Annotated in this window: 20 protein-coding genes and 1 pseudogene; 6 read left to right on the forward strand and 15 right to left on the reverse strand. The window is 67.5% G+C overall.

Annotated features, from left to right (window positions below; all coding sequences use genetic code 11):
- Positions 1 to 14: 14 nt before the first annotated feature.
- The 3 genes and pseudogenes from LN652_RS02810 to LN652_RS02820 form a co-directional block, all read left to right on the forward strand.
- Positions 15 to 773 (forward strand): TetR/AcrR family transcriptional regulator, encoded by a 759-nt coding sequence (locus LN652_RS02810; RefSeq protein ID WP_230443186.1) that lies wholly within the window; start codon positions 15 to 17, stop codon positions 771 to 773.
- Positions 773 to 1,456, forward strand: a complete 684-nt coding sequence (locus LN652_RS02815) for a VC0807 family protein (RefSeq protein ID WP_230443187.1) — start codon at positions 773 to 775, stop codon at positions 1,454 to 1,456. Before LN652_RS02810 ends, LN652_RS02815 begins: the two co-directional genes overlap by 1 nt.
- Before the next feature lie 288 nt (positions 1,457 to 1,744).
- Positions 1,745 to 2,624, forward strand: a pseudogene (locus LN652_RS02820) (ISL3 family transposase); the annotation flags it as partial.
- A gap of 35 nt (positions 2,625 to 2,659) precedes the next feature.
- Here the strand turns inward: LN652_RS02820 and LN652_RS02825 are convergent.
- The 4 genes from LN652_RS02825 to LN652_RS02840 form a co-directional block, all read right to left on the reverse strand.
- Complete coding sequence (locus LN652_RS02825; RefSeq protein ID WP_230443188.1) at positions 2,660 to 3,079, reverse strand: DUF6069 family protein; 420 nt, start codon at positions 3,077 to 3,079, stop codon at positions 2,660 to 2,662.
- On the reverse strand, positions 3,076 to 3,558 hold the full coding sequence (locus tag LN652_RS02830) for an SRPBCC family protein (RefSeq protein WP_230443189.1): 483 nt from the start codon (positions 3,556 to 3,558) through the stop codon (positions 3,076 to 3,078). The genes LN652_RS02825 and LN652_RS02830 overlap by 4 nt, the downstream gene beginning before the upstream one ends.
- Positions 3,555 to 3,932: an ArsR/SmtB family transcription factor gene (locus LN652_RS02835; RefSeq protein ID WP_230443190.1), complete on the reverse strand. Its 378-nt coding sequence runs from the start codon at positions 3,930 to 3,932 to the stop codon at positions 3,555 to 3,557. The genes LN652_RS02830 and LN652_RS02835 overlap by 4 nt, the downstream gene beginning before the upstream one ends.
- A 254-nt stretch (positions 3,933 to 4,186) precedes the next feature.
- The gene (locus tag LN652_RS02840) at positions 4,187 to 5,692 is read right to left on the reverse strand and encodes a helix-turn-helix transcriptional regulator (protein WP_230443191.1); all 1,506 of its coding nucleotides are present in this window, start codon (positions 5,690 to 5,692) and stop codon (positions 4,187 to 4,189) included.
- Between the two features lie 162 nt (positions 5,693 to 5,854).
- On the opposite strand from LN652_RS02840, the gene LN652_RS02845 reads away from it, so the two are divergent.
- Together LN652_RS02845 and LN652_RS02850 are read left to right on the forward strand one after the other, a co-directional pair.
- Positions 5,855 to 6,514, forward strand: coding sequence for a hypothetical protein (locus LN652_RS02845; RefSeq protein WP_230443192.1), 660 nt, complete (start codon positions 5,855 to 5,857; stop codon positions 6,512 to 6,514).
- 20 nt (positions 6,515 to 6,534) lie between these two features.
- Positions 6,535 to 6,909 carry a hypothetical protein gene (locus tag LN652_RS02850; protein WP_230443193.1) on the forward strand — a complete coding sequence of 125 codons (375 nt, stop codon included), beginning with the start codon at positions 6,535 to 6,537 and terminating at the stop codon, positions 6,907 to 6,909.
- Positions 6,910 to 7,435: 526 nt separating this feature from the next.
- Here LN652_RS02850 and LN652_RS02855 read toward each other — a convergent pair.
- The 9 genes from LN652_RS02855 to LN652_RS02890 all read right to left on the reverse strand — a co-directional run bounded on the left by LN652_RS02855 (position 7,436) and on the right by LN652_RS02890 (position 17,425).
- Positions 7,436 to 8,602, reverse strand: coding sequence for an FAD-dependent oxidoreductase (locus LN652_RS02855; RefSeq protein ID WP_407941518.1), 1,167 nt, complete (start codon positions 8,600 to 8,602; stop codon positions 7,436 to 7,438).
- 5 nt (positions 8,603 to 8,607) lie between these two features.
- Positions 8,608 to 8,814 carry an FAD-dependent oxidoreductase gene (locus LN652_RS21840; RefSeq protein WP_268932222.1) on the reverse strand — a complete coding sequence of 69 codons (207 nt, stop codon included), beginning with the start codon at positions 8,812 to 8,814 and terminating at the stop codon, positions 8,608 to 8,610.
- Positions 8,807 to 9,700 carry a dimethylarginine dimethylaminohydrolase family protein gene (locus tag LN652_RS02860; protein ID WP_230443194.1) on the reverse strand — a complete coding sequence of 298 codons (894 nt, stop codon included), beginning with the start codon at positions 9,698 to 9,700 and terminating at the stop codon, positions 8,807 to 8,809. Before LN652_RS02860 ends, LN652_RS21840 begins: the two co-directional genes overlap by 8 nt.
- A gap of 63 nt (positions 9,701 to 9,763) precedes the next feature.
- A complete protein-coding gene (locus LN652_RS02865; protein ID WP_230443195.1) occupies positions 9,764 to 10,615 on the reverse strand; it encodes an SDR family NAD(P)-dependent oxidoreductase in 852 nt (283 codons plus the stop codon).
- A gap of 10 nt (positions 10,616 to 10,625) precedes the next feature.
- The gene (locus LN652_RS02870; RefSeq protein ID WP_230443196.1) at positions 10,626 to 11,921 is read right to left on the reverse strand and encodes an NAD(P)/FAD-dependent oxidoreductase; all 1,296 of its coding nucleotides are present in this window, start codon (positions 11,919 to 11,921) and stop codon (positions 10,626 to 10,628) included.
- Between the two features lie 4 nt (positions 11,922 to 11,925).
- Positions 11,926 to 12,117, reverse strand: coding sequence for a ferredoxin (locus LN652_RS02875; RefSeq protein ID WP_230443197.1), 192 nt, complete (start codon positions 12,115 to 12,117; stop codon positions 11,926 to 11,928).
- Between the two features lie 73 nt (positions 12,118 to 12,190).
- Positions 12,191 to 13,570: a cytochrome P450 gene (locus LN652_RS02880; RefSeq protein WP_230443198.1), complete on the reverse strand. Its 1,380-nt coding sequence runs from the start codon at positions 13,568 to 13,570 to the stop codon at positions 12,191 to 12,193.
- A gap of 46 nt (positions 13,571 to 13,616) precedes the next feature.
- Positions 13,617 to 15,197, reverse strand: a complete 1,581-nt coding sequence (locus LN652_RS02885) for an MFS transporter (protein ID WP_230443199.1) — start codon at positions 15,195 to 15,197, stop codon at positions 13,617 to 13,619.
- On the reverse strand, positions 15,194 to 17,425 hold the full coding sequence (locus LN652_RS02890) for an MMPL family transporter (protein ID WP_230443200.1): 2,232 nt from the start codon (positions 17,423 to 17,425) through the stop codon (positions 15,194 to 15,196). Before LN652_RS02890 ends, LN652_RS02885 begins: the two co-directional genes overlap by 4 nt.
- Before the next feature lie 118 nt (positions 17,426 to 17,543).
- On the opposite strand from LN652_RS02890, the gene LN652_RS02895 reads away from it, so the two are divergent.
- Positions 17,544 to 18,182 carry a TetR/AcrR family transcriptional regulator gene (locus LN652_RS02895; RefSeq protein WP_230443201.1) on the forward strand — a complete coding sequence of 213 codons (639 nt, stop codon included), beginning with the start codon at positions 17,544 to 17,546 and terminating at the stop codon, positions 18,180 to 18,182.
- A gap of 147 nt (positions 18,183 to 18,329) precedes the next feature.
- Here the strand turns inward: LN652_RS02895 and LN652_RS02900 are convergent, their stop codons facing one another.
- Both LN652_RS02900 and LN652_RS02905 read right to left on the reverse strand, forming a co-directional pair.
- Positions 18,330 to 18,632 carry a hypothetical protein gene (locus LN652_RS02900; RefSeq protein ID WP_230443202.1) on the reverse strand — a complete coding sequence of 101 codons (303 nt, stop codon included), beginning with the start codon at positions 18,630 to 18,632 and terminating at the stop codon, positions 18,330 to 18,332.
- 468 nt (positions 18,633 to 19,100) lie between these two features.
- Positions 19,101 to 19,628, reverse strand: a complete 528-nt coding sequence (locus LN652_RS02905) for an AAA family ATPase (RefSeq protein ID WP_230443203.1) — start codon at positions 19,626 to 19,628, stop codon at positions 19,101 to 19,103.
- Positions 19,629 to 19,858: the final 230 nt, after the last annotated feature.

The following is a 19,858-nucleotide window of genomic DNA, read 5'->3' on the forward strand; positions in this document are numbered from 1 at the left end:
ACGAAAGGACCGAAGTGGAGCGCACGGGCTTTGGTGATCCGGCGCGGCTCCTGCCGCTGCTGTGGCAGCCGAGTACGCGCGTGGGGCGCACCGGACTGACGGTCGAGGGAATCGTCGAGGGTGCCGTCGCCCTGGTCCGCGAGGGCGGACTGGCCGATCTGTCCATGAGGAAGCTGGCCGACCGCCTCGGCGTGGGAACCATGACGCTCTACGCCCATATCCCGGGCCGGGCCGAACTCCTCGACCTGATGGTCGACAACGCACACGCAGCAACCGCCGACTCCTACGCGGCGCACACCACCTCCTCGTGGCGAGAGGGAATTACGACGATCGCCGAGACGAACTGGCACCTGTTCGAGACGCACCCGTGGCTCCTGGACGTCGACGTCAGCCGGCCACCCCTCGGCCCGGGAACCACCGAGAAGTACGAGATTGAGCTGAGGCTGCTCTCGAGTCTGAAGGTCGGCGAGGTCACGATGGACACCACCCTCGCGCTCGTGCTGGAACATGTCCGCAGCACCGCACGGCAAGCACTGGTTGGCCAGCGTGAGCCGCATGAGTCAGAAGCGAGATGGTGGGCAACCGCCGGCCCACTCCTCAACGCCTACATGAATTCTGAACACTATCCGTACGCCACACGCGTCGGACAGGCCGTCGGAGAGGCGCACGGAGCCGCTTCGGATGCTCGCCACGCCTACGAGTTCGGATTGGACATCATCACAGCCGGGCTCGACGCCCTGTCATCCGACGCTACCGAGAACACAGAGACGTGATGGCCCACCAAGGCGACGTCGGATTCGGTTCTCGTCATGACGAGATAGGGCGTGCGCCCAACAGCACGCACTCCCCGTGGTCCCTGCTGATCAGCATCGCCGCGCCCCTGGTCATCTATTACGGCCCCCGCGTGCTCGGCTACGGGCCTACGACTGCATTGATCCTCGGAGCGGGACTCGCGACATGCAGGCTCATCTTCACGGCGTTGCTTCAGCGGAGGGTCGAGAAGCTGTCCGCAGTCGCAGTGCTTCTGATCGTGGTCGGAACTGCGGTCGGGCTGGTCGATGCCGACCCCCGCCTCGTGATGGCACGTGGAAGCTGGGTGACTGCCTTCGGAGGACTCTGGCTGCTGGGCTCCTTGCTCGCTTCGCGGCCCGCGGTGCTCACGGCCACGCTCCCGTTCATGGCACCTGCCCAGGTCGAGGAGTGGGAAAGACTGTGGGAGGAAGACCCCCCGTTCCGAGAGCTCATCAAGCGAATGACCGTCGCGTTCGGCGCAGCTTTTCTCCTCGACGCAGTGGCGCGAGTCATCTTCGCCTTCACGTTGCCACTAGACGTGGTTCCGCTACTGAGCAGCCTCATGCTCGTCGCGATGCTGGCGGGAGTGGTGCTTACCGGGCGACGGATCGCCCGCCCGACGCGGACGCCTGAAGCCGCTGCCCCGCCGCGTGGGAGTCTGTGATGGCGCGCTGGCAGGCCCGTTCGGTTGTGAACCGGCTCGCCACGGGCGGTTGTGCCAGATCTCGAGATGGCCAACCGTCACCTCGCGCCCCCGAAACAGGTCCTCCAGCCCCTCCGGCCAAGCGGCTCGATCCACCGCGGTGACCCGGAACACTTGAACTCGTCACGTCATTGCAGGTTCCACCGATCGCGCTCGCTTGCCGGCACACCGTGGTGAATCTTCTCTTCTCACTCGAGGGTCTAGGTCGGCGTAGCGCGTCGCTACGGAGTTTGGGGTCGAGGCTTCGATATGCCTGACGCTACCTTCGCGATCCGTGATCTCACGACGTTCTGCCGTCTTGACGAGCTTGGCTTGGTCGCGACCGGCCAGCGGCTCGAGCCGGGCGGGCGGTGCTGGCATGCCGGGTCGTTGAGCCCGACCAGTGGTGTCACGAGTGTGGCTGCCAGGGCCGCGCCCCCGGGGGGGCGATGGCTGCCGGCTCGCGCGCGAGCGGCTGGGCTGGCGACTGACCGTGCTGGAGGTCGTGGTGCGTCGCTACCGGTGCGCCGGCTGCAGGCGGGTATGGCGCCAAGACACCACCGCTGCCGCTGAGCCGGGGGCCAAGCTCTCCCGGCGTGGCCTGCGGTGGGCGCTGGAGGGTCTGGTGGTGCAACCCCTGTCTGTCGCCCGGGTCACTGAGGGGCTCGCGGTCGCATAGGACACCGTCAACGACGACGTCCTGGCCGAGGGCCGCCGGAGGCTGATCGGTGACCCTGCCCGGTTCAACGGGGTCACCGCGATCGGGGTCGATGAACACGTGTGGCGCCACACCCGGCGAGGCGACCGCTACGTCACCGTGATCATCGACCTGACCGGCATCCGCGACGGCACCGGCACCGCTCGGCTGCTCGACATGGTCCACGGACGCTCGAAGTCAGCGTTCAAGACCTGGCTAACCCAGCGCCCGCAGACCTGGCGCGACGCCGTGGAGGTCGTCGCGATGGACGGCTTCACCGGGTCTAAGACCGCCACCACCGAGGAACTGCCCGACGCGGTCGCTGCGATGGACCCCTTCCACGTCGTCCCGCTGGCCGCGAGGCGCTGGATGTGTTTCGGCGTCGAGTCCAGCAAGCCGCGTTCGGGCACCGCGGCCCGCCGCGGCGACCCGCTCTTCGCCGCGCGGCGCACGGACTTGAGCTGGCCGCTGGTGCATTGCTGACCGTGTCAGAGGCGTAACCGCCGGATCGCTGCAATGCTGATCGGCGCCAGCGTGAGGTGGCAGATCGCGAGGGCGATGGTGCTGATGACGTCAAGGTCTACCGGGATCGTCATAATCCCGATAGTGGCGATGGCCAGCACCGGTGCGACCACGATCGCGGCTCGCGCGATCCATGGCAGGCGCGGGACAAGAAGCGCAACGATGCTCAGTCCGAGCCCTAGGGGGACCGCGGAGAAGCCGGCTACCGTGATTGCGTCGACCTGGGCGCTGCTGTTGCCCTGGGTGAAGGCGAATTCACCGCCCGCGATCCGGCCGAGGGTGTAGACAAGGAGGTTGAGGGCGACAGCAGCAGCTACCGCGGCGAGGACCACGACGCCACGCGATCGGATCCCGGCCCGCGTGCTAGGCGATTCGAGGGCGGTCATCGGATGCTCCTCGGCTTGTTGCCCCCGAGGTAGGCAGCGAGCCGGTCCAGGGCGCCGATCCACACCTCACTGGCGAAGAAGTCGCGGACCTCTGGGGCAGGGAAGCCAGTCTGGTGGACCGACATCAGCGTCGCGTCGCCGTCGGCCTCGAAGGTGACGGTGATGCGGGTCGTCATCGTCTGTCCGTCCGGGGAGGTCCCGACGGATTCGGTGACCAGGCGGTGCGGTCGGTCGATCTCCAGGAACGTCTGGGTCTCGCGGAAGAGCATGTCCACGCTGGGACCCCACACGGCGGTCTGTTGGCCGCCCACACGAAGGTCGACCTTGATCTCGACGATGCCCGGTTCTTCGTCAAGGATCGAGAACCAAATCTTCTGCTTCTCCGCGTCGGTGTAGGCGTCGAACACCTCTTCCGGGGAGGCCGGCAGGCGTCGCGAGGTGCGCAGCTCGACATCGTTGGCAGTGTGTGGGTCGGTCATCGTTCGGTTCCTTTCAGCAGGGTGAAGTAGGTGTCCAGACCGTCAAGTCGGCGCTCCCACAGACGCTGGTAGGAGGAGATCCACGACATCGCGTCGTCCAATCGCTCCGCGCCGAGCCGACAATGGCGCGAGCGCCCGATCTTCTCTGTGCTCACGAGCCCGGCTTCCTCGAGCACGTGGAGGTGCTTCTTGATGGCCGTGATCGAGACCCCGAAGGGCTCGGCCAGCTCCGTCACCGTCGCGGGGCCACGGCCCAGCGACTCCAACACCGCCCGGCGGGTGGGGTCCGAAAGCGCTTTAAACACTCGGTCGAGGTCCGCTTGTTGAACCATATGGTGCAGCATCGCACGTTGAACCATATGGGTCAACGTCACAGGCGCACATCCACGGTGGCGCCGACCGTGGTCGCAGGACGACAGGTCCCGAAGTGACCCGATGCGGGATGGGCTCGCGGAGCGACCCGGTGCGGTGATCGCGGGACTGGCAGGGGATGGCTGACGTGCTTTCCGCAGTTGCTCTCAATGCGGTGTTCCGTGCTTCAGCCCAGGGCAGGATGCGCAGACACGCTCCGCTGCTCCCAGTGTTGGACGGCGGTGACACGTGCCTGGTTCACGGAGGTGGGGCATCGTCAGCGACGTTCGTGCCATAGGGCCAGGTCGGTGCGCGAGGTCAGGTTGAGCTTCGACAGAATTCGGCTGATGTGGTTCTCGACGGTGCGCTCCGACAAGGTGAGGCGCCGCGCGATCGCGGCATTGCTCATCCCTTGGGCGACCAGCGCCGTCACCTCGGCCTCGCGAGGAGTGAGTACCGGGTCTTGCTCGCTCGCCCCGAGCAATGCGTCGAGTTGGTCGAGCAGCGGCGCCATTCCGAGTCGCCGGGCGAGCTCAAGGGCGCCATGGGCGTGCTCGCGGCGGGCGCGCGAGCGGGTCGGCTCGACGGCGGCGAGCTCGGCGAGCACGTACGCCTTTGACGGGAGTGCGTGGATCTCCTCGGCCATGGCGAGTGCCGCCCGCAGGTGCTGTTCTGCCGCCGTCAGGTCGCCGAGCACTCTGGCTAGGCGGCCGAGAACTAGGGCTACGGGGCCCTGGTAGGGCGCGTGGGCGTGAGGGACAACGTGCTGGTGCTCGTAGGGCAGGAGTGCGGCGTAGAGTTTCGCCGCGTTGGCCTCATCACCGAGCCAAGCGCAGACGTCCGCGGCGTCTGTGATCGCCATTAAGAACTCCGGCGCCTCGACCGGCACTGCCGCGACGTGGGCTGCGAGCCCATGCCACTCGTCGGCGGCCTCCGCGCGGAGGCCGGCACTCTTGAGCGCCACGCACAGCCAGGTGCGTGCGACGTACGGGAGGTGCTCGACCTGCTCCTGCACCCCTTCGAGTACTTCCTTCACCGCGCCCTGATGGCGTGCGGCCTCGAACGTGAACGGCAGCCGCAGGAACGCCGCGTCGCTGTGCTCTCCGCCGACCCGGGCAGCGTCCTCGGCAAGGCGTACGACATCGTTGAATCGGCCATCCAGGAGTGCCTGTGAGGCCCGCACCAGGAGCACCCTCGACTGCCAGGCCGGACCCAAGCGCTCGGCAAGCACAGTCAGTGCCGCTAGCTCGCCCAACAGCTCGACCCGTTGGCCGTTGGCGGCGTGAACGTCCATTGACCACAGCCGGCCCCAGGCCTGCATCTCCCGGTCGCTCGCGGTCAGTCCCAGCGTGACCGCGCGGCGTGCGAGCGCCAAGCGGTCGGCCGCCCGCAGCGGGTCCTGTAGAGCTGCGACGCGCGCCTGGATCTCGATGAACTCGAGCTCCGCATCGAACCCCGCTTCGACCTCGACTAGATCTTTTGCGCGGAACACGTCGCGGGTCGCCTCGACCTGGGCCACCACCCGCGCCGCTTCCCCCTGCCCTGCTGGTCCGACGCTCGTCAACAGCGCGAGCGCCTCGCTGGCCAGCGCATGCACACGCGCGCGAAGCAGCGGATCGACTGGCCGGCGGACCAACGTGGCCGCAGCCGCCACCAGCGACGGGTCGGTGCTCTTGGTGCAACTCTCGACCACCGCGACGCAGCTGCGCACGGCCTCCGCCACGGCACCCGCGGCGTACTGCTCGCGAGCCCGGTCGAGCTGCTCCTGGAGATCGTCCTCCATATGCACCACGGTAGGGCTCGCGACGCCGAGCTGTCGCCGCCATTGTTGAGGGGCCCGTTTGAGTGGTTCCCCTCATGTGCTCCCGGCACCGGTCCTCCTAGCGTCGACAGCACTCGGCCGTGCCGATCCCAGCCGATCCCAGCCGATCCCAGGAGGACCACCATGACGACCCACTCCGTGCAACCGACTCCCGCAACCCAGCCGCTGCGACCCGATCTGCGCGTCGCCCTGGCACCGGGCTTGCTCATGATCTTCGCCGGTGCTGTGCAGGGCGATGGCGCCATCATCACGGCGATCTACCGCAATGTTTCACCGATCTCCGACGAGCAGCTGTCCTTCCCGTGGGACGGCGCCACCGCGATCACCACGTCACTGATCTGGGGCATCACCCAGGTTCTGATCGTGATCGGCCTCACGGCTTTCGCTCGCAGCGGCGCGGCGCCCACCACAGCCGGTCGAGTCGGAGGACGGCTCGCCGTGGCGGGCGCCGTGCTGTACGTCATTGCCCACGCGCTGTCGCTGGTCGCCTACGACGCGGCTCTCGACGACCCGATCTCCGTCGCCGTGCTGTCGTGCTTCGGCATCGGCACGCTGCTCACCGCGGTCGGCCTGGTCATCGCCGGCACGGCGACACTACGGTCGGGCGCCTGGTCGGGCTGGCGCCGGTACACACCGCTCATCCTCGGAGCCTGGATGGTCGCGATGATGCCGCTGCAGTTCACCCCGGCGCTCCCGCTCGCCGTCGGCATCTACGCGCTCGCCGTCATGGGCCTCGGCCTGGCGTTGATCGTGGAGGGCCTGGGGTGGGAGCCACGTTCATGACGAGTACACCGCGACAACGCTTGGCAGCAGCGCTCGCTGCGGCCGCAGGGCTCGGCTTCGGCATCCCCGGCATCTTCGGATTGCGTCACTTCGCTCAGACCGGAGACGTCTGGACACTCGCCGGCTTCCCCACCTACGGCAGTGGACCGTTCGAGAACATCGGCCTCGAGACCAACACGCCACTGCTGGCCGGGTTCGTAGTGGTCTGCGTAGCCGAGGTCGGGCTCGCAGCGGCCCTATGGCGAGGCGGGCCAAAGTCGACAACCTGGAGCCATTCACTGCTCCCGGTAGAGCTGGCGTACTGGTCGGGCTTCGCCCTGCCCTTCGGTTTCCTGTTCGGCATCGGCCGCACAGCGCTGTTGCTGGCCCGACCCAACCCTTCTTCGGCAGCTTGAACACCCAACCGTCACCGAACGCCTTCGACCCAAGCATAGGCCGCGCATTGACTACGCGGAGCGACCCGGCGCCGGATCGGCTCGCGGAGCGCGCCAGTGCAGGATCCGGCTGTGGTCACGCTCCGCGTGACGATCGGCTCGCGGAGCGAGCCAGTGCAGGATGGGCTCGCGGAGCGACCCGGTGCGGGATGCTCCGAAGGTGATCCTGGCGCAAGTTCGGCGACTTTCGGGCTGACGTTCTTCGTGCGTCCCTTCGGTGTCAGGCGATCGGTAGTGGGCCTGTGTTGAGTACTTGGATCCGAGGGAAAGATCGACCCGGGGCCGTACTCGACAATGGAGATCGCGCCTAGAGTCCGGCCCGGTCGGACTTCGACGATGTCGAGGTCGGCGGGTACGTGTTGTCGCGCCTCCGCGATGTCGATGAGGGATGCGGCGATCAGTGTTGTGGCGCTGAGCCGCCAGGGCGGGGGTGGCTAGTCGATTCCGTCTTGGGTGATACCCGGCGTGGGTGCCTTCTCGGACATGTTTAGGCTCCTAGATCGTGGGTGAGGACGGTGGACAGCAGTTCGGTGGCCGCCTGCTGTCCGGTGATGAGGGCGGCTCCGACGCTGGAGTTGCGGAGGTAGTCGCCGGCGAACGCAACGCGTGGCAGCGGACCCAGCGCGCGGAACTGGCGCAGGGCACGCAGCGATCCGACGGGGCGGGTCGGGATGGCGTCGTCCCAGCGTGCGAGTAGCCGTTCGTGCACGGTCACGTGGCGAGCGGCCGGTGTCACTGTGGCTAGTTCGGCCCATAGCGCGTCTAGCACGGCGTCATCGGTCGCGTGAGCGAGCGGCCCGAGGTGTCGGCGTTTGCTTTGGATCAGTACGAGCGATCGTCCCTGTCGAGTCGGTGCCCAGTGCGTGTTCGACGCGAGGTCGAAACCTTCGGCGGTCGGCAGCAGCAACCCGATGCCGGCTTGACCGAGCGAGCCTCCTGGCGGATCGCCGAGGTCGTCGGTCAGGTAGTAGGCCAGATCGTGGGCGCTATAGGTGATCGATTCGAAGCAATCGCGCCGGTGCTGTGACAGCTCAGGCACGATCGAGGACAACACCCGGGGGGTGGTAGCTACGACGGCGGCGTCGCTCGTGAGTTCGTCTTCGCCCGTCATGACGCGTACGCCATTCGGCTCGCAGGTGAGTGAGCGCACTTCGGTGCCGAGCTTGATTGTTGCGCCCGAGGCCCGTAGCTCGTCGGCTCGTGTCGTGGCTAAGTGCCCGACGCCACCGGCGACGGTCCAGAACTTGATCGGTTGGGTGCTGAGAGACGGGATTCCGTTCGCCCACATCATCCAGGCGAGCGACACTTCGTGGTCGCCGTAGCCGCAGAACATGGCCGAGGTCGGCTCAAAGAACTTCTCGTACATCACCGGGGCGTGGAGGCGGAACCAGTCGGTCGCGCTGATGTCGTCCAGTTCGGCGGCGTACTCGGGTGCCCGGTAGGTTCCGGTAAGCGCCATTCGAGCCGCGATCAGACCGAGCCGGGTCAGGGCGGCTCGTTCGCGTAGCGGCACGAACGGGACCGTCATCAGATGCGCGGGCGTGACGGAAGCTACCTCGTCGGTGGTGCCGTCCCGCCAGAGCAGGCGCAACATGTGACCCTGGGTGAGGTCTTGCACGATGTCGTTGCCACGTAGGCCGAGCTCCTCGGCCAATCGGGTCAGCGCGGTGTCTCGTTCGGGGAAGGCGAAGGCCCGAGCGCGACGTCCTGACCGGCGAAGCGCGTGCTTCGGCAGCGCCCGCCGATCTCGTCTCCCTTCTCGACGACAGTGACCTCGACACCCGCGCGTTGCAGGTCCCATGCGGCACCGAGTCCGGCGATGCCACCCCCGATGACGACGACTCGCCTCGGCGGTCGCTCACTCACTCGAGCGCTCCAACGGCAGGGTGGTGCAACGGAACGACCCGGGCAGCGCGGTGATCTCGGAGTAGTCGAGCAGGGTCGGGTCGACGCCGCGTGCTCGAATCAGGTTCGCGAGGCGCTCGGCTCTCCGGTCCATGATCACCTTGCCGTTGCCTATGGCGAGGGTGTTGATCTGGATCGCCCGGGTCTCCTCGGCAGTGGCGTCGACGAGCTCGAAGTGATCCTCCAACCACTTCAGACTGGCGGCCTTGAAGCTGTCTCGCGAGATGATCGCCATCTCGGGTGTGACCAGGTTGAACTTGGTGTCGAGATGGATCACACCGGGCGAGGTGAACTCCAGCGGGACGACCTCGCGGGTGTTGCCGACACGGGCCAGCGCGGACCTGAACGCCGCGATCCCGGCCTTGTTGGTGGCTTCGCCCAAACCCACGAGGACTCGGCCCGGGGCCAGCATCACGTCGCCGCCCTCGATCGTCCCCGCGTCGAGCCTCTCGACCTTGGAGAATCGAGCCAGCCAGGGTTCGAGAGCGACGGTCTCCTGGTGGCGGATGCGTGTGCCCATCCGCGCGACGAAGAAGGTGTCGTCGATCGCGAATCCGATGTCGCGGGTGTAGTGAGCGCCCGAGCCGCCGATGGGTGCTTCGAGGATCACCCGCACGCCGTGCGCCTCGAGCAGGTTTTTGAGCTCGAGCTGTTGGGTCTGTGCTCGTGCGGTGTTGTACGGGACGAAGCGGTTGTGCAGGAACTGCCGCACGATGCTCGGCTCGAGGAACGCCTTGAGGGAGGCCAGCACCTCCGGTGAGGCGACCAGACGCATCATGACGGTCTTCAGCACGTCGGTCTCGGAGCTGACAGAGATGTTGACGCCGGGCCGGGGCTCGTTATTCATGGTGATCTCCTTCGGTCGTGAATGGGCACTTCTGGGCTGGTGCTCGAAATCCGGCGACATGGTCTAGGCGGTGTAGCGGGCGTTGGCGCCGGCGGCGATGTCGAGGCAGGTGCCGGAGATGTAGCGCGCCTGATCGGAGAACAGGAACGTGACCGCGTCGGCGACGTCGCCGGGGTGGATCGCGTCCACGGGCAGGGCGTGCGGCGGAGGTTGGGGGGTCTGTTCGTTCGCGTTCTTCTCATCAGCACTCGCCTCGAGGTCGAGGTCGGGCGTTGGTTGGTCCGGGTCGAGGACCAGCGTCGGTGCGACGGCGTTGACGGTGATGCGATGGGGGCCGAGCTCGAGGGCACTTGTCTTGACCAGCCCGATCAGTCCCCACTTGCTGGCCGCGTAGTGCGCGAGGCCGGGCATTCCTTGGCGGCCGGCCACGGAGGCGGTGGCGACGATTCGTCCACCGCCGGCTTCGACGAGCAGGGGTCCGCACGCCGAGATGGTGTTGAACGCGCCGGTGAGGTTGACGTCGATGACGTTCGACCATTGCTCGGGGGTCATGCTGAGCAGTGGTCCGTACCCCGCGACGCCGGCGTTGACGGCGACCAGGTCGAGGCCGCCGAGGTTGGCCGCTGCTTGGTGGATCGCTTGAGTCAGCGCCTGGTGATCACGTACGTCGGCGACGACGGGGAGTGCGCGGCGGCCGGTGGCGGCGACGAGGTCGACGGTGTGAGCCAGATCGGCCGAGGTGCTGGGTGGGATCAGTAGAGCTCCGGCGCCAGTGGGGGCGGTTTGGTCACCGAGGTCGAGGACCACGACATCGGCACCGGCACGAGCGGTGGCGACCGCGATGGCACGTCCAAGTCCACGGGCGGCTCCGGTGACCAGAGCGATCCGGCCGGACAGGGGGGCGGGTGATGTCATGGGGTTCCTTTCAGGCGAGGAGGTCGAGTTGGGCGTGTTCGGCGATCATGCGGTGGTAGGCGGGCAACTGGGCCGGTTGGTTGATCGAGATGGCTCCGACCTGTCGGCCGCGGCGGGTGTAGCTGAGCAGGACCCGGCCAGAGGCGATGGAGCCGCTGACAACGGTCACGTCGTCGCCCAGCGCGGGCAGGCCGACCGAGCGCAGCCTGAGATCGGCGATGTCGGACCAAAAGGTCGGGACCTGCACGTAGGGGCGTCGTTGTTCCGGCGCGACCAGCAGGTTGTGGGCGGCGACCTCCCCCTGCTCGCGCGCGTTGCTCCAGTGCCCGACCTCGATCTGCTGCTGGTCGAACACCGGCGAGGGCCAGCGGGCGACGTCTCCTGCTGCCGCGATGGGCGTCTCGGTCGGCAGGCCATGAACCATGCAGTGCTGGTCGCACGACAGGGCTGGGCGCAGCACCGCGTCCGTGCCGCGAAGCCACTCGGTCGCGGGTACGACACCCAGGCCGATGACGGCGGTATGGGCGTCGAGGGTGGAGCCGTCGTCGAGATGCGCGACCCGGAGCCGGTCATCGGCGTCGCCGCCGAACCCGAGGAGCCGGCGTCCGAGACGCACCCCGATTCCGAGATCGTGCAGCTTCGTCGCGATGACCTGGCCGGCCAGCTCACCGATCTGCCCGGACAGCAGGTGGGACTGTTGCTCGATCACGGTCACCGCGCAACCGAGGGCGCGCGCGGCGACTGAGACCTCGACCCCGATGAATCCGCCGCCCACGACGAGGACCTGCCCGCCGGTGGCAGCCGCGTCGAACAGTCGGTGCCGCAGCGTGACGGCGTCCTCCAGGCTGCGCAGCCTCACGAGACCCGCCAAGGACGCCCCCGGCCCTCCCCAGCGTCTTGCCCGGGCGCCGGTAGCGATGATCAGCGCGTCGTACGGCGTCTGGCGGCCGTCGACGGTGTGCACCATCCGCTCCCGGGGATCCAGTCCGACCGCGGCGCTGCCGAGTTGCCATCGGATGTCCAGGCTCGGGTCGACGGGCAGAGCAACTCCCCACGCCGCCGGATCGACAGCTGGATCACCGTCGGCCGCGGCGGGGCCAGTTGAATGGCCGAACGGTGTCGCCACTTGATGGCGAAGGAGCCGCTTCGACAGCGGCGGTCGGTCGTACGGCGGATGGGGCTCGGCCCCGATCACGGTGAGGTCGCCCTCGAAGCCGTTGGCCCGTAGCGCCGCCGCTGCGCGTAGCCCGGCCAGCGAGGCGCCGACGATCACGGCTCGGCCGATCACGGGTGCCGGCGTGGTCACTGGGCTACTCCGCCGCCGTGGTGATGGCCAGGACCGGGCAGTTCCGCGCTGCGGCCTCGACCTGTGGGCCGAGTGCGTCGTCGGCTTCGGTGAGGTGGAGCAGTTCGCCGTCGTCGTCGAGCTGGAACACCTCGGGCGCCTCGAAACAGCAGTGTCCGTATCGCTCGCAGACGGACATGTCGACGGTGATCTTCATGGGTCGGTCCTTTCAGGAGAGGAGTGGGTTGCGGTCGGGCGCCCAGCGGCTGGCGCCGCCGGCGAAACGGAGTTCACGCTGGCAGGTGGTCGGCCTGCGAACGGAGGACGACGCGGGCGGGTACGTTGCGTCCGGGTTGGAGGGTGAGCAGGGGCTGCGGGGGCAGATCCAGACTCGGATCGATGTCGATTCGGAACCGCCGTGCGATCGTCGCAAGCACGAGGACCGCTTCGACCAGGGCGAACCTGTTGCCCAGGCACACGTGTTGCCCGCCGCCGAACGGAAACCAGGCGTGGCTTGGGATGTCGGAGGCAGCGTCGCCGACCCAGCGCTCGGGTCGGAACCGATCGGCTTCGGGGAACCATCGTGGGTCACGGTGGGTGGCCCATTGACTCATCCACACGTCCGTACCCGCCTCGACGTGGTAGCCGTCAATTTCGACGTCGGCCTTTGCGGTGAACATCAGCAGCCATGCCGCCGGATACAACCGGAGGGTCTCCTTGACGACCCCTTCGGTGTACTTCAGCTGCGAGTAGTCGTCCATGATCGGCAGCCGGTCACCGACCACCTCGTCGATCTCGGCAGCCATCCGGTCGAAGACCTCCGGGTGCTGGGACAGCAGGTGGTAGGCCCAGACCAGAGTGTTGCCGGTGGTCTCGTGCCCGGCGATGTACAGCGTCATCGTTTCATCGCGCAATTGCCGTGCGCTCATCGGCTCACCGGCCTCGTCACGAGCGTCCATCAACAGTTGCAACATGTCGTCTGGGCGATCGTTCGTGCGGTGTGCCGGACCGGCAGCGTGGGCAGCCGTGCGCTCGTCGATGATCCGGTAGAGGACCTGTTCGACCGCCGTGATCGCCTTCTTGAGCCGAGCTCGGCCCGGCGTGGGCAGCCAGTTGGGCAGGAACATCGTGACGCCCCGGAACTCGGCGCCGATCTCGCGGGCGGCCACGTCCAGGGCTCGGCCGACGGCGGCGGCGTCGCCCGTGACGTCAGCGCCGAAGAGGGTCTTGGCCGCGATCTTCTGGGTCAGGGCCAGCATGTCGACTCTCACGTCGCGCGTCTGGCCGGACGAGCAGGATCGGGCCAGGTCTTCGGTCAGCTCGTCGGTCAGCTCGACCATGGTCGCGGCGTAGCCGGCGATCCTGCCCGGGCGCATGCCGGGCTGCATCATCTTGCGTTGCCGACGCCAGAAGGGTCCTGAGGTGTTGATGATCCCGTTGCCCGCGAAGAGTCCGAAGGCGTAGCCGGCGTCGTCGCCCGTCGAGAATTCCTTCTCGACGCTCAGCAGGACTTGCTTGACGTTCTCGGGCCGGTGTACGAAGACGCTCTTCTTCGGCCCGAGTCGCCATGCCGTGATGTCGCCGTGGTCGCGCAGCCGGGTGAAGAAGGCGAGCGGGTCGCGGGCGAATTGGGCGAGATGACCCAGTCCGGGATAGGCGCCGGGCATCATCGGGGGACGTCGGGACGGTTGTGCTGAGCTCATCGATTTCTCCCTTTCATTCGTGAGACGCGGGCGTCGTGCCCTGCGCTCGTTCTCTGGCTGGCAATAGGAGGAAGGCAGCGATCGCTGCGGCGGCCATCACAGCGCCGGCGATCCCGACGGTCAGATCGAAGCCGGCAACGAACGCGCTGGTCGCGGCGTCGAACAGTCGCGCACCACGCGCCCCGCCGAGACCCTCGGCGACCGTCGCGGCGCCGGCCAACGACTCCCGGGCGGCGGCCATGGCGTCGGGTGGTACTCCGGCAACATTCCCGAGCTCGGCGGTGTATGTGGCGGTCATCACGCTCCCCAGCACGGCGATGCCGAGGGCGCCACCCAGCTCGTATCCGGTCTCCTGGATCGCGGCTGCGCCACCAGCGCGTTCGGCCGGCGCGGCAGACATGATGGTCTGTGAGGCGGCCGTCATGGCGAGCGTCGCGCCCAGCCCCAGAAGGACCAGCGCGGCAGCGATCCGCGCGTACGGGCTGTCGACGCGCACACCTGCGAGCAGTCCGAAGCCCACCGCGACCGCCGCGAATCCGAGGCCGACCACCGGCCTCGAGCCGTATCGGGTGACGAGCATCCCGGCCGCCGGAGCAGCCAGCAGGCTGGCAACGGTCGCCGGAGACATGAGAAGCCCGGCCTTCATCGGCGAGTATCCCAGCACCAGCTGGAAGTGCTGGGTCAGGAAGAACATCATGGCGAACAGTCCGAAGAGAGCGAGTACGACGCAGCCGACCGCCGCCGCGAAGGCGCGATCGCGGAACAGTGAGAGATCGAGCAGCGGCTCGGTCAGGCGGAACTGACGCCGGACGAAGGTGGTGAGCAGCACCACCGCCAGACCACCGACGACGACGGCCTTGGTCGTGATTCCGTCGCTGCCGACGGTCTTGATCGCATAGAACAGTGCGACCATCCCCGCCATCGACAGCACAGCGCTGGACAGATCCCAGCGTCGGGCCTTGGAGGCCCGCGACTCCGGCAGCAGCCAGACACCCAGCACGATCGCCACCACCATCACCGGAAAATTGATCAGGAAGGCCGATCCCCACCAGAAGTGCTGCAAGAGCACGCCCCCGATCACCGGGCCGACGGCCGCCCCACCCGCACCGACAGCACCCCAGATCCCGATCGCCAGCGCCAGCTCACGACGGTCCGTGAAGACGACCCGGATGATGGACAGGGTGGCCGGCATGATGAGTGCGCCCCCGACACCGAGCGCGGCTCTGGCACCGATCAGCGCCGCGGCACTTGGGGCAAAGGCGGCGGCCACCGACGCGGCACCGAACACCACAAACCCGGCCACGAGCAGCCGCTTGCGGCCGAACCGGTCACCCAACGTCCCGGTGGTGACCAGCAGGCCCGCCAACACCAGTGAATACACGTCGACGATCCACAACAGCCCGGCGGCAGACGGCGCCAGATCGGCTGCCAGCGACGGCAGTGCAACGTTGAGGATGGTGGCGTCCAGCGCGACCAGCAACAGGCTTCCGCACAGCACCGCAAGCACCAGCCACCGATTCCGGACCGGTGTCGCAGCAACGGAACACCCAGCCGCGATCGGTGCGTCGGAGGGGTGGCCGCTCTCGGCGCTCATCGACCCACGCCGTTCAGCAGCCCGGTTCCAACGACGTCGCCTGCGTCGGTTGCCGGCAGTTCTGCTGGCACGGGGTCGTCGAGCGCCAGCTGGTCGAGCCGCGCGCCTTCGACGTCGACGTCGGGAACGATCCGCTCCAGCCACGTGGGCAGCCACCAGGTTCGGTGGCCCATGAGTGTCATCACCGCCGGGAGCAGGGTCATCCGGACGACGAAGGCGTCGATGGCGACCCCGAGCGCGAGGGCGAACCCCATGCACTTCACCACCGGGTCGTGGGCGAAGAAGAAGCCAAGGAACACCGCGATCATGATGAGCGCGGCCGCCGTGACCACGCGGGCGCTGTGGACGAAGCCGTTGACGATGGCGGTGTGCGTGCCGGCGCCGTGCACGTGCTCCTCGCGCATCCGGCTGACCAGGAACACCTGGTAGTCCATGGCGAGTCCGAACAGGATCCCGATCAGCAGTACGGGCAGGAAGTGGATGATCGGTCCCACCTGGTCCACGCCGAGGAGATTCGCGCCCCAGCCCCATTGGAAGATGGCGACCACGACGCCAGCGGTGGCCGCAAGGCTCAGAAGGAAGCCCAGTGCGGCCTGCACAGGGACGACTGCGGATCGGAAGACGACCAGCAACAGGATCAGGGCCAGGCCGACCACCACGCTGAGGAACAGGGGCAGGGATCCGGCGAGCTTCTCGGTGATGTCGATGTTGACCGCGGTCGTGCCGGTCACCGCGACGTCCACCCCAGGGTCCGCCGAGTGGGCCGTCCGGGCGAGGGTGCGGATGTCATCGACCAAAGTGGCCGTTGCCTCGTCAGAGGGGCCGGTGGCTGGCACGACCTGCACGAGCGCTGCCTCACGGCTCTCATCGAGCAGGGGTGGGGAGACAGCGGCAACTCCGTCGAACTCGCTGATCGCCGCGGCGAGATCCTTCGCTGTGCGCCCGATCGCCGAAGGAGCCTCGACGAGGACCACCAGCGGGCCGTTGACACCTTCGCCGAAGCTGTCGGCGACCAGGTCGTAGGCCTGCCGCTGCGTGGTGTCGGTCGGCGCGGAGTCGTTGCCGGGCAGACCGAGCTGGAGCGACGCAAGCGGGACCGTGAGGACCCCCAGCCCGAGCATGCAGGTCGCGGCAACCATGAGGGGGCGTCGTACGACGGCGCGGACCCACATGCCGCCCCACGTGAGGCCGGACCCGGCAGCCGGCATCCGGCGGCGGACCTTGCCGCGGTCGATACGTCCGCCGAGCATGCCGAGCGTGGCCGGAACGAGGGTGATGGCGACGAGGACGGCGATCGCGACCGTGGCTGCGGCTGCCAGCCCCATCACGGTCAGGAACGGGATGTTGACGAGCGTCAGACCGGCGAGCGCGACCACGACAGTCGCTCCGGCGAAGATAACGGCGCTGCCGGCTGTCGCGGTCGCCCGGGCAACCGACTCGATCATCGGCATACCCGCCGCGAGCTGGGTGCGGTGCCGGCTCAGGATGAACAGCGCGTAGTCCAGTCCCACTGCAAGACCTAGCATCAGCGCCAGCACCGGGGCAGTGGAGGACATGCTCACCATCGCGGACAGTCCGAGCACGCCCGCCAGGCCGATGCCGACGCCGACCAGGGCGGTCAGCATTGGCAGCCCGGCGGCCACCAGCGAGCCAAGGGTCAGGACAAGCACGAGTGCCGCGATCGCGAGACCGATCAGCTCGGTGACGTAGCCGAGCTCATCGATCGGGACCAAAGCATCACCGCCGACCTCGACGGTCAGACCGGCATCGCGAGCCGCGTCGATCGCGCGACGTGCCTCGGTCCGGGAGGCGTCGGAGATCTGGTCGGCCGCGATGGCGTACTGCACGGTGGCGTAGCCGGTGCGACCATCACGTGACACGGTGCCCTGCTCGGCGGGCGAGATCACGCTGACGACCTGCGATCCGTTCGCGAGCTCGTCGAGAGTCTTGGTCACCACTGCGGCCACGCGGGGCTGGTCCAGCCGCTGCTGTTCGGGTGCGACGAAGACCACCTGCGCGCTCGCGCCCTCGGCGCCCGGGAAGCGTTCGCCCAGCCGGTCGAGCGCGGCGAAGGACTCCGTGCTCGGGATGCTGAAGTCGTCGGTGGTCTCACCGGCGGCGGTCACCGCCAACATGATCATCGCCACAAGCAGCGCCAGCCACGCAGCCACCACTCGTAGGGCGTGTGTGGCTGACCATCGGCCGAGTCGGTAGAGCAGGCGAGCCATCAGGAATCCCTTCCAATTGCGGACACCACCATCATTCATGCACAGATGCAATTTTGCAACTGCGCAGATCTGCTTGGTCGCAATGTTGCAGCGGGGCAGAATCGAGTAGGGTAGGTCCATGACTGAGTCGGGACTACGCGAACGGAAGAAGGCCCGCACGCGCCAGGCGATCCGCGATGCAGCCGTCGAGCTGTTCCTGACGCGCGGCTACCATGTGACGACTATCAGCGACATCGCTGAGCGCGCCGAGATCTCCGACCGCACCTTCTTCAGCTACTTCCCCAGCAAGGAGTCGGTGCTCTTCGCCGACCTGGAGCCAGCCTTCAACCGGCTCGAGGAGTTGCTCGAAGCCCCAGCCCGGACGGCAGGCGCGCTCGAGACGATGCGCTCATGGTTAGGCGGGGACCTGCTGGCCGAGAACAGCTCCCCGGAGCTGGACGCGCTGATCGACGACCTCCTCGCCGCCGACGCGCGGCCGGTGGAAGCCAAAGGGCTTGAGTTCATGGCACGCATCCAGGACACGTTGACCCGAGCCATCGCCAAAGACCTCGACTGCGCCGACACCGACGCCATGCCGGCGATCGTGGCCAGCGCGGCCATCGCGGCTCTTTACCGAGCCACCCGACACGCCGACGGCACGCTGATCCGCAGCGACGAGTTCACCCTGGCTCAATTCGACCGAGCCCTCGACTTCATCCGCGGAGGGCTCGGCGGCATAGCCGGGCAACACTCGAACTCGATCGACCCTCGACCGTGATCCGGTCGACGAGCCGTCACCGACGCCCCCCGCGCGAAGTCGGTTGAGCCCGTGCTCGTCGACACAGTCCTTGACATCGTTCTCAGGACGGCAGCGATGATAGTTGTCGTCGTCGCCGGTCCCATGGTCCTTGTGGCAGGAACCTTGCTACCCATCTGGCGTCGCGCACGCGACGACGAAGTCCAGACGTTGATGAAAGCACTCGCGCCTGAGATCGGCGCACACCTCGTGCGGGAAGCCACGGCGCGCGCCGCTGTCAGCGGTCGACGGCGCGCGCGTCGCCGACACCTGGCGTCGCTGCCGGCCAAGGAGCGCGAGAAAGAGCGGCAATACCTCGAGGCATGCCTGGAACTGGCCCACGCTCGCCTGCGCCAAGGCTCGCGTGGAGGTGCCGCAGCCCGCGCCCGACTCCTGACGGCACAACGAGATGCCGCTGAGCGCTCCGAGCACGACCCTCAGCGGCGTTGACGGCGATGCAGCACGACCGAGTTACGGGTCACGCGACCTAGGTGGTTTCCCTTCGCTGCCGCGGACGCTCGGCGCGATCAGGACCTTGGGATCGGGGCTGGTCGCGCGACCGCGACGACCCGGTCAAGTCCCGCGCCGAGATCGGCACCGACACGACCGGATTTCCACCCAGGGGCATCTTGTCTCGCAGGCAAAGTGGGCACCTGCGATCGTCCAGTTGCGGGAAGGACACGGGTTACGGCCTGACCCGAACGACGTGCCGTGACAGCCGTGCTCACGACGCAACACGCACCCATCGCCACAGGCCGAACCCTGTACGGCGGAGAGAAGCAACTAGGCTAAGGCATTCGACCCTAACGGGTGGATCAACCGAAGATCGATGGACAGGTGACGGCAGCCCCGCAGGCCCGGGACTCGGCTGACTGACAGCTGACTAGAGAATCGTGAGGCTCAAGTGTCCAGAAGTTGTCGAAGGCGGCGAGTAACGAAGGGCACGTCGACGGCACTATTCGTGTCAACCTCCAAGACCGGCCATCCGCCAGCTACCGGCTCGCTGATCTGTTCGTTCCACAACTCCTCGGCGGTGCGGAGGCCGTCAAAGTGCCCAGCTTGGCGAGTAGCGACTCGAGTCGCGAAGCGACCCTGAGCAACTTGCCTGTCGCAACGGCAGAAGACCTCGACCACGGTTCCAGGCAGCTGTTGTATCTCCGCGACCGCCAACGACCGGTAGAAGTTGCTTTCAAGCACGGCCCCGACCGGGGACGCAGCAGAGACCGCAAGCATTACTTGGACGGCTGCTCGGCCAAGTTGTCGCGAAGCCTCGACGTCTGGCACCGGAAGGGTGGCCATCAGCGTTTCCTTGATGGTGTCCTTCGCAACCAAGGGCAACCGTAGAGCTGCCGCAAGCTCGGGAGCGAGCGTCGATTTCCCGCTTGCTGGCGGTCCAGAGACCATGACGAATACCGGCAGCTCTCGCATGGCTTGACTATGCCTGACGCTTGAAGTCGACGCCCGTGGCCCAGGCTCTGCAAGCGGAACCTCGACCGGGACACTGACGCTTGGTGGCGCAGCAAACAGAGGCGGATTCCCGCAAGCCCCGACCGGATCGATTTCCGGCTAAGGAACGTCAACCGGCAACGGGCTAGGCCGATCACCGACCTTCCGCAACCTGGCCGCCTCGTGGAGGTCGATGCTGTCCCCGCACCACT

Origin of the sequence: Nocardioides okcheonensis, from assembly GCF_020991065.1 — a bacterium.
GTDB classification, from domain to species: Bacteria; Actinomycetota; Actinomycetes; order Propionibacteriales; family Nocardioidaceae; genus Nocardioides; species Nocardioides okcheonensis.

Coding starts and splice junctions, on each gene's coding strand:
- LN652_RS02830 (WP_230443189.1), bottom strand. CDS start 3,558: ATGACCGACCCACACACTGCCAACGATGTCGAGCTGCGCACCTCGCGA.
- LN652_RS02845 (WP_230443192.1), top strand. CDS start 5,855: ATGACGACCCACTCCGTGCAACCGACTCCCGCAACCCAGCCGCTGCGA.
- LN652_RS02815 (WP_230443187.1), top strand. CDS start 773: ATGGCCCACCAAGGCGACGTCGGATTCGGTTCTCGTCATGACGAGATA.
- LN652_RS02885 (WP_230443199.1), bottom strand. CDS start 15,197: ATGAGCGCCGAGAGCGGCCACCCCTCCGACGCACCGATCGCGGCTGGG.
- LN652_RS02895 (WP_230443201.1), top strand. CDS start 17,544: ATGACTGAGTCGGGACTACGCGAACGGAAGAAGGCCCGCACGCGCCAG.
- LN652_RS02825 (WP_230443188.1), bottom strand. CDS start 3,079: ATGACCGCCCTCGAATCGCCTAGCACGCGGGCCGGGATCCGATCGCGT.
- LN652_RS02890 (WP_230443200.1), bottom strand. CDS start 17,425: ATGGCTCGCCTGCTCTACCGACTCGGCCGATGGTCAGCCACACACGCC.
- LN652_RS02860 (WP_230443194.1), bottom strand. CDS start 9,700: ATGAATAACGAGCCCCGGCCCGGCGTCAACATCTCTGTCAGCTCCGAG.
- LN652_RS02865 (WP_230443195.1), bottom strand. CDS start 10,615: ATGACATCACCCGCCCCCCTGTCCGGCCGGATCGCTCTGGTCACCGGA.
- LN652_RS02905 (WP_230443203.1), bottom strand. CDS start 19,628: ATGCGAGAGCTGCCGGTATTCGTCATGGTCTCTGGACCGCCAGCAAGC.
- LN652_RS02875 (WP_230443197.1), bottom strand. CDS start 12,117: ATGAAGATCACCGTCGACATGTCCGTCTGCGAGCGATACGGACACTGC.
- LN652_RS02840 (WP_230443191.1), bottom strand. CDS start 5,692: ATGGAGGACGATCTCCAGGAGCAGCTCGACCGGGCTCGCGAGCAGTAC.
- LN652_RS02880 (WP_230443198.1), bottom strand. CDS start 13,570: ATGATGCCCGGCGCCTATCCCGGACTGGGTCATCTCGCCCAATTCGCC.